The 14,021-nt window shown below is 47.2% G+C and carries 13 protein-coding genes and 1 tRNA gene; 6 read left to right on the top strand and 8 right to left on the bottom strand.

Annotated elements, in window-relative coordinates; translation table 11 throughout:
• Nucleotides 1-43 precede the first annotated feature (43 nt).
• The 4 genes from ispE to D9Y29_RS02225 all read right to left on the bottom strand — a co-directional run bounded on the left by ispE (nucleotide 44) and on the right by D9Y29_RS02225 (nucleotide 3,327).
• The gene (gene ispE / locus D9Y29_RS02240) at nucleotides 44-853 is read right to left on the bottom strand and encodes a 4-(cytidine 5'-diphospho)-2-C-methyl-D-erythritol kinase (protein WP_127124803.1); all 810 of its coding nucleotides are present in this window, start codon (nucleotides 851-853) and stop codon (nucleotides 44-46) included.
• A 14-nt stretch (nucleotides 854-867) separates the two neighbouring features.
• Nucleotides 868-1,479 (bottom strand): bifunctional nuclease family protein, encoded by a 612-nt coding sequence (locus D9Y29_RS02235; protein ID WP_127124802.1) that lies wholly within the window; start codon nucleotides 1,477-1,479, stop codon nucleotides 868-870.
• Nucleotides 1,480-1,572: 93 nt separating this feature from the next.
• Nucleotides 1,573-2,538, bottom strand: coding sequence for an electron transfer flavoprotein subunit alpha/FixB family protein (locus D9Y29_RS02230; protein ID WP_127124801.1), 966 nt, complete (start codon nucleotides 2,536-2,538; stop codon nucleotides 1,573-1,575).
• 45 nt (nucleotides 2,539-2,583) lie between these two features.
• A complete protein-coding gene (locus D9Y29_RS02225; RefSeq protein WP_127124800.1) occupies nucleotides 2,584-3,327 on the bottom strand; it encodes an electron transfer flavoprotein subunit beta/FixA family protein in 744 nt (247 codons plus the stop codon).
• 127 nt (nucleotides 3,328-3,454) lie between these two features.
• Here D9Y29_RS02225 and D9Y29_RS02220 point away from each other — a divergent pair, with 127 nt between their 5' ends.
• Both D9Y29_RS02220 and tilS read left to right on the top strand, forming a co-directional pair.
• The gene (locus D9Y29_RS02220; RefSeq protein WP_127124799.1) at nucleotides 3,455-3,769 is read left to right on the top strand and encodes a tetratricopeptide repeat protein; all 315 of its coding nucleotides are present in this window, start codon (nucleotides 3,455-3,457) and stop codon (nucleotides 3,767-3,769) included.
• A 412-nt stretch (nucleotides 3,770-4,181) separates the two neighbouring features.
• The gene (gene tilS / locus D9Y29_RS02215; protein ID WP_127124798.1) at nucleotides 4,182-5,513 is read left to right on the top strand and encodes a tRNA lysidine(34) synthetase TilS; all 1,332 of its coding nucleotides are present in this window, start codon (nucleotides 4,182-4,184) and stop codon (nucleotides 5,511-5,513) included.
• Here tilS and D9Y29_RS02210 read toward each other — a convergent pair.
• Nucleotides 5,499-6,140, bottom strand: a complete 642-nt coding sequence (locus tag D9Y29_RS02210) for a rhomboid family intramembrane serine protease (protein WP_127124797.1) — start codon at nucleotides 6,138-6,140, stop codon at nucleotides 5,499-5,501. The two genes, tilS and D9Y29_RS02210, sit on opposite strands and share 15 nt — an antisense overlap.
• Nucleotides 6,141-6,223: 83 nt before the next feature.
• Complete coding sequence (locus D9Y29_RS02205; protein ID WP_241237828.1) at nucleotides 6,224-6,793, bottom strand: 23S rRNA (pseudouridine(1915)-N(3))-methyltransferase RlmH; 570 nt, start codon at nucleotides 6,791-6,793, stop codon at nucleotides 6,224-6,226.
• Between the two features lie 99 nt (nucleotides 6,794-6,892).
• On the opposite strand from D9Y29_RS02205, the gene D9Y29_RS02200 reads away from it, so the two are divergent.
• Nucleotides 6,893-6,966 (top strand) — tRNA-Arg (locus D9Y29_RS02200).
• A 61-nt stretch (nucleotides 6,967-7,027) separates the two neighbouring features.
• Here D9Y29_RS02200 and D9Y29_RS02195 read toward each other — a convergent pair.
• Both D9Y29_RS02195 and D9Y29_RS02190 read right to left on the bottom strand, forming a co-directional pair.
• Entirely contained in the window at nucleotides 7,028-8,806 is a 1,779-nt protein-coding gene (locus D9Y29_RS02195) for a S41 family peptidase (protein ID WP_127124795.1), read from the bottom strand.
• 91 nt (nucleotides 8,807-8,897) lie between these two features.
• Nucleotides 8,898-10,373 (bottom strand): WG repeat-containing protein, encoded by a 1,476-nt coding sequence (locus tag D9Y29_RS02190; protein WP_127124794.1) that lies wholly within the window; start codon nucleotides 10,371-10,373, stop codon nucleotides 8,898-8,900.
• Between the two features lie 132 nt (nucleotides 10,374-10,505).
• Here D9Y29_RS02190 and D9Y29_RS02185 point away from each other — a divergent pair, with 132 nt between their 5' ends.
• From D9Y29_RS02185 to D9Y29_RS02175, 3 genes are all read left to right on the top strand, one after another.
• On the top strand, nucleotides 10,506-12,545 hold the full coding sequence (locus D9Y29_RS02185) for a tetratricopeptide repeat protein (protein WP_127124793.1): 2,040 nt from the start codon (nucleotides 10,506-10,508) through the stop codon (nucleotides 12,543-12,545).
• A 12-nt stretch (nucleotides 12,546-12,557) separates the two neighbouring features.
• The gene (locus tag D9Y29_RS02180) at nucleotides 12,558-13,307 is read left to right on the top strand and encodes a LytR/AlgR family response regulator transcription factor (protein ID WP_127124792.1); all 750 of its coding nucleotides are present in this window, start codon (nucleotides 12,558-12,560) and stop codon (nucleotides 13,305-13,307) included.
• 92 nt (nucleotides 13,308-13,399) lie between these two features.
• Nucleotides 13,400-14,017 (top strand): RNA polymerase sigma factor, encoded by a 618-nt coding sequence (locus D9Y29_RS02175; RefSeq protein WP_127124791.1) that lies wholly within the window; start codon nucleotides 13,400-13,402, stop codon nucleotides 14,015-14,017.
• Nucleotides 14,018-14,021: the final 4 nt, after the last annotated feature.

Raw genomic sequence — 14,021 nt, 5'->3', positions numbered from 1 at the left:
CTGATTTGAAGCGAAGGTACAAAAAAATGCGGGAAGGGCGAAATCAGCGGTTGAAGAACACGCTGTATGCAGATGGCCATTCGATCCCAGGCAATTGGTCCTTCGGGAAAATGCCATAGAAAGCAGAACCGCTTCCAGACATGGAAGCATATATCGCGCCTGCATCATAGAGCCTGTGTTTGATCTCCTGTAATTCAGGATGATGGCTTATTACAGGCGCTTCGAAATCATTGATGAGTTGATCTTTCCAGGTTTCCACCGGTTGTTGCACGATAGCTTCCAGCGCTGTGCCATTACCGGTAGGATGTACCTGCGAAAATGCCCAGGCGGTATTTACATGAACTCCCGGATGCACCAGCAGGAATGAATAATTACCAAGGTCTAACGCAAGAGGTGTAAGTACTTCACCACGACCAGTTGCCAGGCAGGGCTGGTTATGAATGAAAAACGGACAGTCGCTGCCGAGTTGCAGCGCGTATTGCAGCAGTTCCTTTTTGCTGAGCTGCAGGTTGAATTTATTGTTGAGCAGGCTGAGCATGAAAGCGCCATCGGCGGATCCGCCCCCCAGTCCTGCGCCCATGGGAATATTCTTATGGAGGCAGATAGTAACGGGGGAGAGGTCCGGAAAATCTGCCTTCAGCAGTTCCCAGGCTTTCACACAGAGATTTTTTTCAGGGGGGCCGCCAACAGGAATCCCTGTAACGGAAAGTTGGAGGGCAGGAGCTTTCACGATCTCCAGCACGTCTTTCACGGGCAATGGATAGAACACCGTTGCCAGATCGTGGTATCCATCATTCCTTTTGCCAAGTATATGGAGGCCGAGGTTGATCTTACAATTGGGAAAGCTGATCATTCCTGTATGGGATATTATCTGCCTTTTTTCCGGCTGTTGATCTCATCACGGATGGCGATGGCCCGGATATAATCTTCCTGTTCCAGTACTTCGTTCAGGAGGGTATGCAGTTCGTCGATGCTCATAGCTTTGAGATCATCATGACCAGTGCTGCTGCTGCCGGAACTGGCTTCAGCGGCTACGGCTTCTCTTGGCGTTTTCTTCTTGCCGGAAGGATCTTCCATGAGGATGCCGGCGCTTTCCAGGATGTTCTCGTAGGTATAAATAGGACAACCGAAGCGAACGGCCAGGGCCAGCGCATCGGAAGTACGGGAATCGATTTCCACGGTATCGTGTTCGCTTACGCAAATAAGTTTGGAGTAGAAGATGCCTTCCTGCAGGTCACAGATAACGATCTCCTGCAGATCGATAGTGAAAGCATTCATGAAATTCTTCATGAGATCATGAGTGAGCGGACGGCTTGGATGCATTTTTTCCAGCGCCACAGCAATGGCCTGGGCTTCAAAGCCCCCGATCACAATGGGTAAACGGCGGAGCCCATTTACCTCACCCAGCACTACAGCGTAAGAATGCGTCTGGGTTATACTATGTGATAGTGCAACTATTTCCAACTCTATTTTCTTCATACGGAGACACGAAACTAAGGCTTTTTGTCCAAAAAAGTAAGCGGTTGCATAACAACCGCTTAACTAGATTCTGATATTATTGGAGAAATGGATTTAGGCCATTCCTTTCACTTTTTTTGCGGCTTCAATGATCTTGGGCATCACTTCAAAAGCATCACCTACGATACCGTAATCGGCGGCTTTGAAGAAGGGCGCTTCAGGATCTTTATTGATCACTACTATCACTTTGCTGCGGTTCACACCCGCCAGGTGCTGAATAGCGCCTGAGATGCCCACGGCAATGTAGAGGTTCGGTGCAATTGCGAGGCCAGTCTGACCAACATGCTCATGGTGCGGGCGCCAGTGCGCATCAGCCACAGGGCGGCTGCAGGCTGTGGCTGCTCCCAGTACATGGGCCAGGTCTGTGATAAAGCCCCAGTTCTCGGGTCCTTTTAAACCACGGCCGCCACTCACTACGATCTCGGCTTCGCTGAGCGGGATCTCACCTGTCACCTTGTTCACGGCAGTCACTTTCACTTTAGGCGCTTCAACATTCACATTGAGGGCGGCCACTTCGGCAACGCCTTCAGTAGTTTCCACTTTGTATGAGTTGGGGTTGAGAGCAATAATCTTTACAGGAGTAGTGATAGCGATATTGGCGAATGCCTTGCCGGAGAAAACGTTTTTCTTCACTACAAATCCATTGCTGGTATCGGGCAGGGCAACTGCTCCGGAAACCAGTCCTGCTTTGAGTTGTGCGCTGAGGCGTGGCGCAATGGCCTTGCCGTCTACGTTATTACTGAAGATCACCACATCGGCGCCGGTGGCTTTCACGCCTTCTGCAATGGCGTGGGTGAAAATTTGCGCATCGAAATGGTCCAGTGCAGGATTGTTTACATGATGCACCTTTTTGATGCCATATTTACCCAATGCTGCGAGGTCTTCAGTTATGGAACCCAGCACAATACCTTCGGCTGTGGTTCCCAGTTGGGCGGCCACTTTTGCGCCATAACTCATGGCTTCCAGGGAAGCTTTCTTGATATGGCCTTCGGCCTGGTCTATGAAGATTAAAACTGACATATCGTTGTGTTGAATTGAAGTAAAAGAATGATGTTGCTGAAAGGCTTAGATCACTTTGGCTTCTTCGTGAAGCAGTCTTACCAGTTCCTCCGGATTGTCTGCAGGGATCAGTTTCACACCTGCTTTTGCAGGAGGGAGCTCAAAGCTCACGATAGAAGTGAGTGCATCTACAGCAGCAGGCTCCACCACTTTGAGAGGCTTGGTGCGTGCGCCCATGATGCCTTTCATATTGGGAATGCGTTGTTCTGCCATTCCTTTCTGGCAACTAACCGCAACAGGTAACTGCACTTCGCAGATCTCTTCTCCGCCTTCAATTTCGCGGGTGATCGTGGCCGTTGTGCCATTCAGTTCAAATTTGGTAGCGAGGGATACATAGGGGAGACCCAGAAGTTCGGCCACCATACCGCCGATGGATGAACCATTGTAGTCGATGGTCTCACGGCCGGTGAAAACGAGGTCATAGCCGCCGGATTTGGCCACTTCGGCAATCTGGCTGGCGATATAGAAACTGTCCTGGCTGTCTGCATTCACACGGATCGCTTCATCTCCACCCAGCGCAAGCGCTTTACGGATGACAACATCAGCATCAGCGCCTCCTACATTCACGAGGTGCAGCACGGTGGAAGGGTCTTTCTCTTTCAGTTCGATTGCACGGACCAGTGCATACCACTCATCGTATGGATTGATGATCCATTGAACGCCATCCTGTGCAAATTTCGTATTGTTATCAGTGAAGGCTATTTTTGCCGTTGTGTCCGGCGTTTTGCTGATACATACTAAGATCTTCATTAGCGAAGTATTTAAGATTGTATTAAGTTTCCCTTAAATGGTTGTTTATGCAACCAATGCTGGAACAAATATAAGTGTCGCAAAGATAGTTTTGAAAGGATTAGTAAAAATTAATTGTGGGAAAAAGATGGAAAGGATCGATAAATTGAGGCAGATGCTGGCTTCCAGTCCTGAAGACAGCTTTTTGAACCATGCGCTGGCGATGGAAATGCTGGCGATGGGGCAGGATGCTGAGGCCAGACGTGTGTGGGAGACATTATTGCAGCGGGACCCCGGGTATATTGGCAGCTATTACCAGTTGGCGAAATTGATGGAAAGGTTGGGAGAGAGGACGCAGGCGCTGGAATGGTATGAAAAGGGATTGGCGGCAGCGCAGAAAGCGGGCGACAGGCATGCGATGAATGAATTGAGGATGGCTTATGATGAGTTGATGGATGAGTAGAGAAAAGATGCGAAGTATGATCACATAAGGTTAAAAAATCCATTGTTTTCAGACTTGATTTTAGAGTAATTAATGATCTTCTCAAATGATAAATCAATATACGCAACGCTTTACTAGAAGAGCCGAAACCCTAATTGAAGAATACAAAAACAAGCCCATTAGGCCTTCTTCTGTTAGTGGGCTGCCAGGTATAAGAGAAACCTTTAGGTCAAATTCAGAAAGGAACGAATTAATAGAAAAGAGCTGTATAGACTTAATAAATGAAGCTGAAATGAACTTGTATCCCAATATGCCTGAGTTAAAAAAAGTTCTAGGAAAAATGGTCGAAGAGTACCTGAGAAAATAACTGGGTAGCATGAATAATTGATTTAAGGAGGTTAATTGCAAGAATTTGATGTCTTATACTTAATTAATGGATTTTCTTTTATCATTCCAATCATTCATTCATAAAGAACAGCTCTTCCTGCCCGGCAACAAACTGTTGCTGGCTGTAAGCGGCGGTCTTGATTCCGTGGTGCTGACCGATCTCTGCATTGCAACCGGCTTTGATGTGATCCTCGCTCATTGTAATTTTCAACTCCGCGGCGCCGAAAGCGAACGTGACGAACAATTCGTCCGCGAGCTCGCTTCGAAATACAGTAAAAAAGTTCTGGTTCAAAAATTCGATACAGAGGCTTACGCAAAAGAAAAGAAGATCTCTGCTCAGGTGGCTGCACGTGAACTTCGTTACAACTGGTTCTTCTCTCTGCTTGATGCTCATGTAGCAGATTTTATTCTCACTGCCCATCACCGCGATGATAACATCGAAACCATTTTGATGAATTTCTTCAAAGGCACTGGTATTGCCGGTTTGAGGGGGATCTTACCAAAACAGGATAAACTGGTCCGTCCACTATTGTTTGCATCCCGTGCTGATCTGCAGGCATATGCTGAAGTAAAAAATTTACAATGGGTGGAAGACAGCTCCAATGCCTCGGATAAATACGCACGCAATTATCTGCGACATCAGCTGATCCCGGTTTTGCAGGAAATTTATCCCCAGGTATCAGAAAACCTCGCGGCCAATATTCAAAGATTCCGTGAAATAGAAAGCCTGTACCATCAGGCCATCAACATGCATACAAAGAAGTTACTGGAAATAAAAGGAAATGAAACACATATCCCGGTATTAAAACTGGCGAAGGCGGAGCCATTGAACACCATCGTGTACGAAATCATCAAAGAATATGACTTCTCACCAGCACAGGTAACCGAAGTAGTTGCTTTGTTGAACAGTGAAACCGGGAAATACGTACAATCATCTACCCATAGAATCATCCGTAACCGGAAATGGCTGATCATTGCACCACTGGTAGCTGATGATGCCCAACATCTGCTCATTGAAAGCACGGGAACCACCAGCTTTAGGAATGGAAAGATCATACTGGAAGAAAGCACAGTTGAGCATTTCTTATTGAGTGCGGATCCGACCATCGCTGCGCTCGATTCAAAGCATATCCGGTTCCCATTTATCCTTCGTCCCTGGAAAAAAGGCGACTATTTCTATCCGCTCGGCATGCAGAAGAAAAAGAAAGTAGCCCGTTTCCTCATAGATCAAAAGCTCAGCGCCACTGCCAAGGAAAAAGTCTGGGTACTGGAGATGAACAAAAAGATCATTTGGGTAGTGGGCATGCGGATAGATGATCGCTTCAAGGTCACGAACTCCACAAAGAAGATCCTTACGATCACATTAGAAACTGCCTAACCAGGATTGGATCTGCGCGATGAACATTTGCAATACGGGATAGTCGGAAAACGCATAGGCCATCACGATAAAGAAGGCGATCCCGTACAATCCTCCATAGATATGCGCAGAGTGGTTCACGTTATCCCCGCCTCTTTTGTCGAGGTAAGAAGAGATAATAAGATACAGCGCGCCGAAAATAAATCCTTTGATATCGATGGGTATGAAGAAGAATCGCAGGTTCATGAGCGGCACATACAGGATGGCTGCAAAGATCACTGCCGATACCGCTCCTGATGCACCCAGGCTGCGATAGCTGCTGTCGTCCTTGTGTTTGGCATAGGTGGGCAGCAGACAGAAGAAGAGGGATGATATATAAAGAAGGAGATAGAAAATTTTGCCCATTTGTCCGAATACCTCCAGGAAAGCCTGTTCCAGCTGTGTGCCGAAAAGATACAATGCCCACATATTGAAGATAAGGTGGGCCCAGTCTGCATGGATCAGTCCACAGCTGAAGAAGCGGTACCATTGTTTATCGTAAGTTACGGATGGGGGATAGAAGATAAGATCGTCGTACACTTTTCCATTGGTGAATGCGGTGAACGACACAATACAGGTAATGATAATGATAATTAGCGTAATGCTCATTGAGTAACTGTTAAGGAACAAATCTACTTAAAATGTAGAATATTCATACCCGTGTGGAATACCTGAGATTTTGGTGGATATGTTTATTTATGATGATATTTTTCATTGCGTGTGATGGTGCAGGCGCGGTAGATCTGTTCTGCCAGTATCAATCTTACCAGCTGATGGGGGAAAACGAGTTGACTCAAGCTCCACTGGTAATTCGATCTTTTCATCACTGCCTCATCGATCCCATATGCTCCGCCGATCAGAAAGACCAGGTTCCTCACGCGATCAGCCGCTCGTGTTTCTATGAACTGCGCCAGTTTTTCTGAACTGAATTGTTTGCCGCGTTCGTCGAGCGCCACCAGGTAATCATCTTTCTGAAGTAAGTTGAGGATGATCTCGCCTTCTTTTTTCTTGAGGTCGGATTCACTGAGTGTAGCGGCATTTTTGGGGCCGGGAATGATATGCCATTGAACAGGGTAGTAGTTGGAGATACGATTGGTGAAATCGCTGATGCCTTGTTCTACGTAGCTTTCGTGTTTTTTGCCGATCGTCCAGAGTTGGAGCTTCATGGAGTAAAAATAATCAGAAAAAAATTGAATGGCTTTTGCCCTTGTCCGGCCTGCATTTCCGGAGATAGAGTAGTTGGCTTTGAGTATGGGGATCAATATTTTATCAAAAAAACTTAGAAATCTGTTTATTGAAATTAAAAATTCCCTTATTTTTGCACCCCGCTGATGACAAAAAGAAGTCGGTGAGAATCAAAAGGCTCCGTAGCTCAACTGAATAGAGCATCTGACTACGGATCAGAAGGTTTCAGGTTTGAATCCTGACGGAGTCACAAAAGGCGCAGTTCCAACTGCGCCTTTTTTCTTGCTTAACTTGATACTATAATTCAAAGTTTATCCCAGGCTGATCGCTGCTTCCAACTGGTTGTCGTTGCCTGAAAGCAGGCTTTCCCTGGTGCGGGGCAACAACCGGTTGATCCGGACTCCATTCTGCTGCGCTTCGCGGCCATTGTTGTAAAAGATGGCATTACCTGTAAATTCAAACACATACCCACCCGGCAGGTTTAGCTTTTTGATGTCGCCATCGGCGCCGGCAGTTTGTTCACCGATAGTGATGGCGTTCGGGAATACGGCTTGCAGGTTCATGGTGTTCCATTCGCTCTGGCTGAGGGTTTCACTGTTGACGATGATTACTACGTTACCCTGGTAAGGCGCATTGTGTACCGGCAGACCAGGCGCATAATAGGTGGCAGTGTCCTGTCTGAGGATATAAGTGCCTAATTTTTGTTTATTCAGTTCATAGTACCGGGCGTAAAAATGTGGTACGGAGCCAAATTTCCTGAAGATATAAGTATATACAAAACCGCCCCAGTCCGGGTAACCACGCATGTCAAAAATGATTCCTTTCATTTTACCGGCGGTGGCCAGCAATGAATCCATATGCTGGTCGATCTGTTCATCCGCTGAGTTGGCGATCAGCCGGTAAGTATCATTGGTCCTGAAGTAAACGATACTATCGTCCAGTAAGGTTAATTGGTCACTGACGGATTTCTTCGTGGCCGCTGCAGACAGATGCCGGCTGATGCTGGCCAGGTCTTTCGGTTGTCCGTTACCGGGAAAGTCAAGGTGGCAAAGAAATTTTTGCCACCCGCGCCGGACGCTTAGATGAAAGGTAGCAGAGTCGGATCCCCAAAGTAAATTAGGCACGTAATCAGAGAGGCGGTGTACCAGTGCCTGGTGATTGGAAGCGGAAAGCAGTGCCGATAAATCCTCTATTTTTTGCTTTACGGGTTGGCCGTTGATCGCGGTAATGTAGTCGCCTTTTTGCAATTCTGCACTGATGCAGGACTGCTCCAGGATAAGGCCGGTCACCAGAACCCCATCATCAAATACATGATATGTAAAGGGCGGGTAACACGCATTTTTAAAAATGGATTTTTTAAACTCTAACTGCTTGTAGAAACCGAAGCTGTGCGTATCCCGGAAAAGCGCTGTCAATTTCAGCAGCGTACGTTCATATTGTTCACGGCTGTTGGCAGATAGCATCACCGGGAAGGCTTCTTTGAGCGCCTCGTTAAAATTTCGCGGCATCAGGTACTTGTGTGGAAAGAGATAATCTGCGGCTCCCTGCAGCTTGGCCAGGGCCAGCAGGCGATAAAGGGGCGGGATGCTTTCAGCTTTGGCAAAAGGGTAGGCGGGTTCGTGGGGTATTTCTGCATCGTAACTCAGTGCAGGCAAATAATAACTGGCTTTCCCGGTATAACGGTGCCGCCAGAGCGCTTGTAGTTTCAACCGGTTCGCGGGGCTGAGAAGGCGGTTGTGCAGGAACCAGTCCAGATTGAAATTACTGGTTAGAAGATCACCGGCATCAGTACTTTCGGCGGCCTGTTCAGCCGGAACGGGGAATCGTTCAAGTAGTTGTAGCAACAGCGTGTTCAATCCCTGCCGGTTGGCTATTTCCAGCACTTTGGGCATGTCTGCGAGGAAAAGTGAATCTGCATTGACGCAGCCCGCAGCCATCTGCGGGTGCGTATATTTCAGGAAGTTCCAGGTATTGCAATATAGCAGGCAGGCATCCTCCTGTTTCAGCTGTTGCCCAAAGGCGGGGCTGGTCACTGTTATACTCATCAACCAAACCAGGGCCAGTATTTTGTATAGCCGGTTCGCAGACATATGAATTCAATCTACAAAAAGTATTTTAATTGTTTGCAATCAAATCTGAGCAACGTTTTTCACTATATTGGATAATTTGGTTTCTAAAGATTTACCATTGGCTTCCTTTGCTTTGCAGGATCACCCATTCACCGCGCTCATTAATATAACCTTTGGTAGTTTCAATTCCTTTATGACCTCCTTTGGTGACGATATTGTCTATCTCTGCATAAGCCAGGCCGGAAACGGGATCAAAATAACCGATCCTTGAAAAGGCAGGCAATACTACTGTTTTCGTGCTGAGGTTGATGAAGCCGATACTGGCGGATGGATTAATGGAAAAATAGATTTTTGGGTTGGGTTCTCCTTTCACGTTAAATGGTGCGGGACTGGTTGTTCTTTTCCCACTCCCCTTGTCGTAATAGGCGCCTTTGAAATGGGCGATGCCCTTGATGCCGAAACTTGCAAAAAAAGCATCTTTGGATTGTATCCTGAAGGAGGTATCCATTACGTAACGCAGGTCCTGCGTTACGCAGATCCCATATGGCTGAAAGTTTCCAAATTCATTGAAGGTTCCGCCGTAATGTTTTTTATCTGCCGTGGTCTGGGTCAAAACGAGCTTACCCTGTTTATTGATGTACCCGTATTCGAACCCGGTTTTGTCTTTGGGCTTCACTTTGGCAAAGCCTCCTGAAAAACTGCCGGGCTCTTGCGAGAACATGAATGGAACTACCAGCTTTCCTTTTTCGTTGATGTATCCATATTTCATGATGCCATACTGGTCTTTTTGCCCCACTACCGCCATGCCATTGTTGAAGGGGTTTGCTTTGTCGAAAATGATACCGGTAACGGCTTCTCCGGTCAGACGAACATATCCCAGTTTCCAGCCGCCGTTTACATAAGCGTTTATAATTCCGATGCCATCACGGATATAGGTAAGTGCTTTTTCCAGCTGGAATAGTTTATTCTCTTTAGTGATATAGTAAAATACTTGAGGGTAGTGCCCCTGCCGGTCCTTAGGCTTGTTATAGAGCGTTTTGCTTTTTACAAGGAGGGATTTATTGTTGGTGTACGTCAAAGCAGAACTGTTTTCAATGGATGGACCGGTTATTTCTTTGCCAGCCGCATTCATGAAATGCGTATATCCTTCATTGTTATTGGCTGCGTACTGGAACAGGCCATTGGCAAATACTTCAGTGGGGTACTCCACATAGGTATTGTCGATTGCGAAGAACCTGTATTTGTTGAAAGGGATCACCTGTTCTCCCTTGCTGTTGATCATGGCAGTGGAGTTGCCTTTGTGTATGATGGCTTTTCCATCACTGAAGTTGGTCATCCTGTCTGCATCGATGTAAACTACATTCGGGGATATGCTGCCGCCCTTCAGGTGTTGATAGTTCAATGATGACTGTTCGGATAGAGGGTTACCGTTCTGTTCTCCCCCGCCATTTTTCTTTTTGAAGAGGTTGCGGATGGATTCAACGGATTCTTTCAATGTAGGGTTCTTGCCGGTTTCCTGCGCACCAGCTTTCAAAATGGAAACTAAAAGGCAGAGGACCAGGACCGGGGCTTTGAGTAAACTTGTCATCGGTAGGCTATTTGTTCGAAATTATCAACCTGGCCAGGACCGGGCAAGCCAGAATGAATAACTGAGAACATGCAATGATTAAGTGGGTGGTTTCACTTATTTGTTGACAACAACTGTATATTTGACTCTATCATGAAATGGCCCCTGTTCATACCGGTCTTCCTGTCCCTTGCCAGTAAAGCCGCTGCCCAGGAATTACCTCCTGCCATCGATTCACTGAAGGCGCTCCTGGCGCAGCACCGGCATGCCGATACCGTCCGGCTGAAATGGTTGAATGAACTGTCTTTCCTGTACCATTCCGCAGATCCGGAAGAAGGCTTGCGGATGGCTGCCGAAGCAGCGTTGCTGGCAGGTAAATTGAAAAATAAACAGGGACTGGCCGTGGCCTATAGCCGTCAGGGGACCAATTACTGGGCCCTGGGAAAAGACTCTCTTGCTATGGATGCCAGTAACAAAGCGCTGGCACTTTACAATGAATCGGGTAACAGGCTCAGCTATGCGAAAACCCTCAATAACCGGGCGTTGAATTATTATGCCATCGGTAAGTACGTGGAAGCACTGCGCGACCATGAGGAAGCACTGTCTGTTTTCAGGGACCTTGGTCACCAGGAAGGGGTCCGTCATTCCCTCAACAATATGGGTACAGTTTTCCTGACGCTGAACGATTATCGCCGGGCACTGGACGCCTTCTTCAATGCCAGCAAAGTGAATGCGCCGGACAACGGTTCATTGGAGGCCAGCATCCAACTCAATATCGGACTTGTGTACAAGAACCAGGGTGAATATTCAAGGGCGATGAAATACGAAGAACAGGCGCTGCAATTATATAGTTCGATGGGAGACAGGCGCGGTATGGCACTTGGCTATTCAAATATCGGTTCTTTATTCGATCTCATGGGGGAACCAGGGAAAGCGATCGGTTTTTATGAGAAGGCAATGAACATCAACCTGGCAATCGGTAATCAGCTTCGGTTGGCGTCGGACCTTACCAATACCGGCATCGTTCTCAGCCGTATGCAGCAGCCGGACAGCGCCATCCTTTACCTGGAAAAAGCAGTGGCCATTTACCGGGAAAAGAACGACAAGGGGAATCTCTCCATTGCGCTGATAGCCCTGAGCAATTGCAAAGACAGTATGTTCACCGGACGCTCACACCTGCCGGATGTGCTGGCGCTGCAGCAGGAAGCGCTGCTGGCTGCACAGGAAAGCGGCATTCCCTTACGTGAAAGCGAAGCCCTCGAAATGATCAGTCATACTTACGAACGAATGGGCGATGCTGCCCAAGCACTGTCCGCGTACAAGCGGCATGTAATCCTTCATGATACTATTTTCAACGAGGAAAAAGCAAGAGCGCTTACCAGGAAACAAATGAGCTTCGATTTCGAGAAAAAAGAAACGATGGCGCAGGCAGCTATCCAACGGCAGACCACCATGAAGAACGCAGTGCTGCTGGGTGGCAGCGGGCTCCTGCTGGCGGGCATCTTTGGTTTTATCCTGTACAAACGGCGCAGGGATATGTTGTTCAAACAACAGGAAGCCGCACACAATGTGATGGTGGCGGAAACTGAATTGAAAGCGCTGAGAGCCCAGCTTAGCCCTCATTTCATATTCAACTCGCTCAACTCAGTTGGTGATTATATCCTGAAGCATCCTGCCGTAGAGGCAAGGGAATACCTGTCTTCCTTTGCCAGCCTGATGCGGATGACATTGGAGTATTCCCGGCAGAAAGAGATCACCCTGCAGGAAGAATTGTCTTTCCTGGAACTTTACATGCAAACTGAAATGAAAAGATTGAAAGAACAGTTCACCTACGAGATCGCTGTAGATGACGGATTGGAGAAAGACAATGTAATGATGCCCCCGTTGCTGTTGCAGCCCTTCATCGAGAACAGCATCTGGCATGGGTTTGCAGCCAAAGAAGATAAGGGGCTCATCCGGATCGGCATTCACCGGGAGGGAGCGGGACTGTTATGTGTAGTGGACGATAATGGCTGCGGCAGGAACAGTAAGGCCGGGCATGAACGGAAGTCGCTTGGCATCGCAATCACAGAAAGCCGCCTGGCCATCATCAATAAACAATACAATGGTAATGGCAGCCTGAAGATCACCGATAAAGCAAACAACGGAGGCACCTGTGTGGAAATAAGGCTGCCGGTTATTTTGAGATTTTAATTGGAACTGCACATGAAAATAGCCATCGTAGATGATGAACAACATTGCATAGACAGTCTTGTACACTTGCTGGAAAAATTCAGCGGGAAGATCTCTTCTGTTACCTCCTTCCGGGAGGCAGATGCTGCCATTAAAGGAATAGAAACGCTGCAGCCGGATATCCTGTTCCTGGATGTGCAACTCAAAGATCAAACGGGTTTTGATATATTGCGCAAACTCTCTTACCGGGATTTCAGCCTGATCTTTTCCACGGCCTATGAGCAATATGCCATTGAAGCTATCCGGTTCAGCGCCATTGACTACCTGTTGAAACCCGTGGCCGCTGCCGAACTGGAAGCCGCCATGCAAAAGGCGATGCTTCAGGTAGAAAAAGAAGCCCTGTCAGGCAAGGTGAATGTACTATTATCGCATGTGCTTGCCGGTCAGAAACCCAAAAGGATAAGTGTGCCTACAACAGACGGGTATATCTTTTTGGAAGTGGCTGATATCATCAGGTGCCAGGCAGACATCAATTATACCTTTATCTATCATACTTCCGGTCAGAAATACGTGGTGTCCAGAACACTCAAATACTTTGAAGACCTGTTGAGTGCTCATGATTTTTTCAGGGTGCATCATTCCCACCTGATCAATCTTCACCATATGCTGAAATATAGCCGTACGCAGGGAGGCTTCGTAACCATGAGCGATCAGTCTACCATTGAAGTATCCAACAGGAGAAAAGACGAGTTCCTGCGACTTTGCGCTGGTAAGGGAAGTTGATCCTGTCTTCATTTTGCAGCGGCCCGTTTTGAGAATATACAGATCACTCTATCACAAAATCTGTATATTGCCTGCTCGCATTCACCAGCTTCATGCCGCAGCAGCATCCTGATATCATCCCTTCAAACCGAATCCCCGATGAAGACAAGCTGATCAGGCAGGCTTCAGAGGGCGATCAGCAGGCGTTTAGCAGCTTGTACACTTTTTATTATCCACGCTTATTCACTTCGCTCTTTTTCATTGCGCGTTCTACGGAGGATGCGCAGGAAGTGATCCATGAAGCTTTCCTGAAAGTCTGGCAATCCAGGGAGACATTAAGTATGGTACGCTCCTTTGAGGATTATGTATATGTGCTGGCTAAAAATCTGCTCTTCAATCTGCTCAAAAGAAAGAAAACAGGACAAAAAATTGTTCAGGCGCTTTCAGATCAAACCATCTCCAATGCAGGGGCTTCGCCGGACCAGGCATTATTATTCAAACAGTATTATCAAACTGCACAGAAGGCTATCAGTTTATTAACTGAGCAGAAACGGCGAATTTTCTTATTGAAAACCCAGGAGCGGCTTACGCTGGAGGAGATCGGCGCAACGCTGGGCATCAGTGTTTCCGCTGTAAAGAAACACCTGTATGCCGCCATGGACTTTGTGAAGGAATACATCAGATTGCATGCGGGAGATATGATGTTCCTTCTTTTATTATTCTTTTATTAAAAAA

Source organism: Pseudoflavitalea rhizosphaerae (assembly GCF_003991355.1).
In the GTDB taxonomy this organism is placed as follows: domain Bacteria; phylum Bacteroidota; class Bacteroidia; order Chitinophagales; family Chitinophagaceae; genus Pseudobacter; species Pseudobacter rhizosphaerae.
This window is presented reverse-complemented; position numbering and strand designations above follow the sequence as displayed.

Excerpts from the sequence above, each read along its gene's own strand:
- D9Y29_RS02190 (WP_127124794.1), bottom strand. The coding sequence starts at position 10,373 with ATGACAAGTTTACTCAAAGCCCCGGTCCTGGTCCTCTGCCTTTTAGTT.
- tilS (WP_127124798.1), top strand. The coding sequence starts at position 4,182 with ATGGATTTTCTTTTATCATTCCAATCATTCATTCATAAAGAACAGCTC.
- D9Y29_RS02230 (WP_127124801.1), bottom strand. The coding sequence starts at position 2,538 with ATGTCAGTTTTAATCTTCATAGACCAGGCCGAAGGCCATATCAAGAAA.
- D9Y29_RS02210 (WP_127124797.1), bottom strand. The coding sequence starts at position 6,140 with ATGAGCATTACGCTAATTATCATTATCATTACCTGTATTGTGTCGTTC.
- ispE (WP_127124803.1), bottom strand. The coding sequence starts at position 853 with ATGATCAGCTTTCCCAATTGTAAGATCAACCTCGGCCTCCATATACTT.
- D9Y29_RS02175 (WP_127124791.1), top strand. The coding sequence starts at position 13,400 with ATGCCGCAGCAGCATCCTGATATCATCCCTTCAAACCGAATCCCCGAT.
- D9Y29_RS02235 (WP_127124802.1), bottom strand. The coding sequence starts at position 1,479 with ATGAAGAAAATAGAGTTGGAAATAGTTGCACTATCACATAGTATAACC.
- D9Y29_RS02180 (WP_127124792.1), top strand. The coding sequence starts at position 12,558 with ATGAAAATAGCCATCGTAGATGATGAACAACATTGCATAGACAGTCTT.
- D9Y29_RS02185 (WP_127124793.1), top strand. The coding sequence starts at position 10,506 with ATGAAATGGCCCCTGTTCATACCGGTCTTCCTGTCCCTTGCCAGTAAA.
- D9Y29_RS02225 (WP_127124800.1), bottom strand. The coding sequence starts at position 3,327 with ATGAAGATCTTAGTATGTATCAGCAAAACGCCGGACACAACGGCAAAA.
- D9Y29_RS02220 (WP_127124799.1), top strand. The coding sequence starts at position 3,455 with ATGGAAAGGATCGATAAATTGAGGCAGATGCTGGCTTCCAGTCCTGAA.
- D9Y29_RS02195 (WP_127124795.1), bottom strand. The coding sequence starts at position 8,806 with ATGTCTGCGAACCGGCTATACAAAATACTGGCCCTGGTTTGGTTGATG.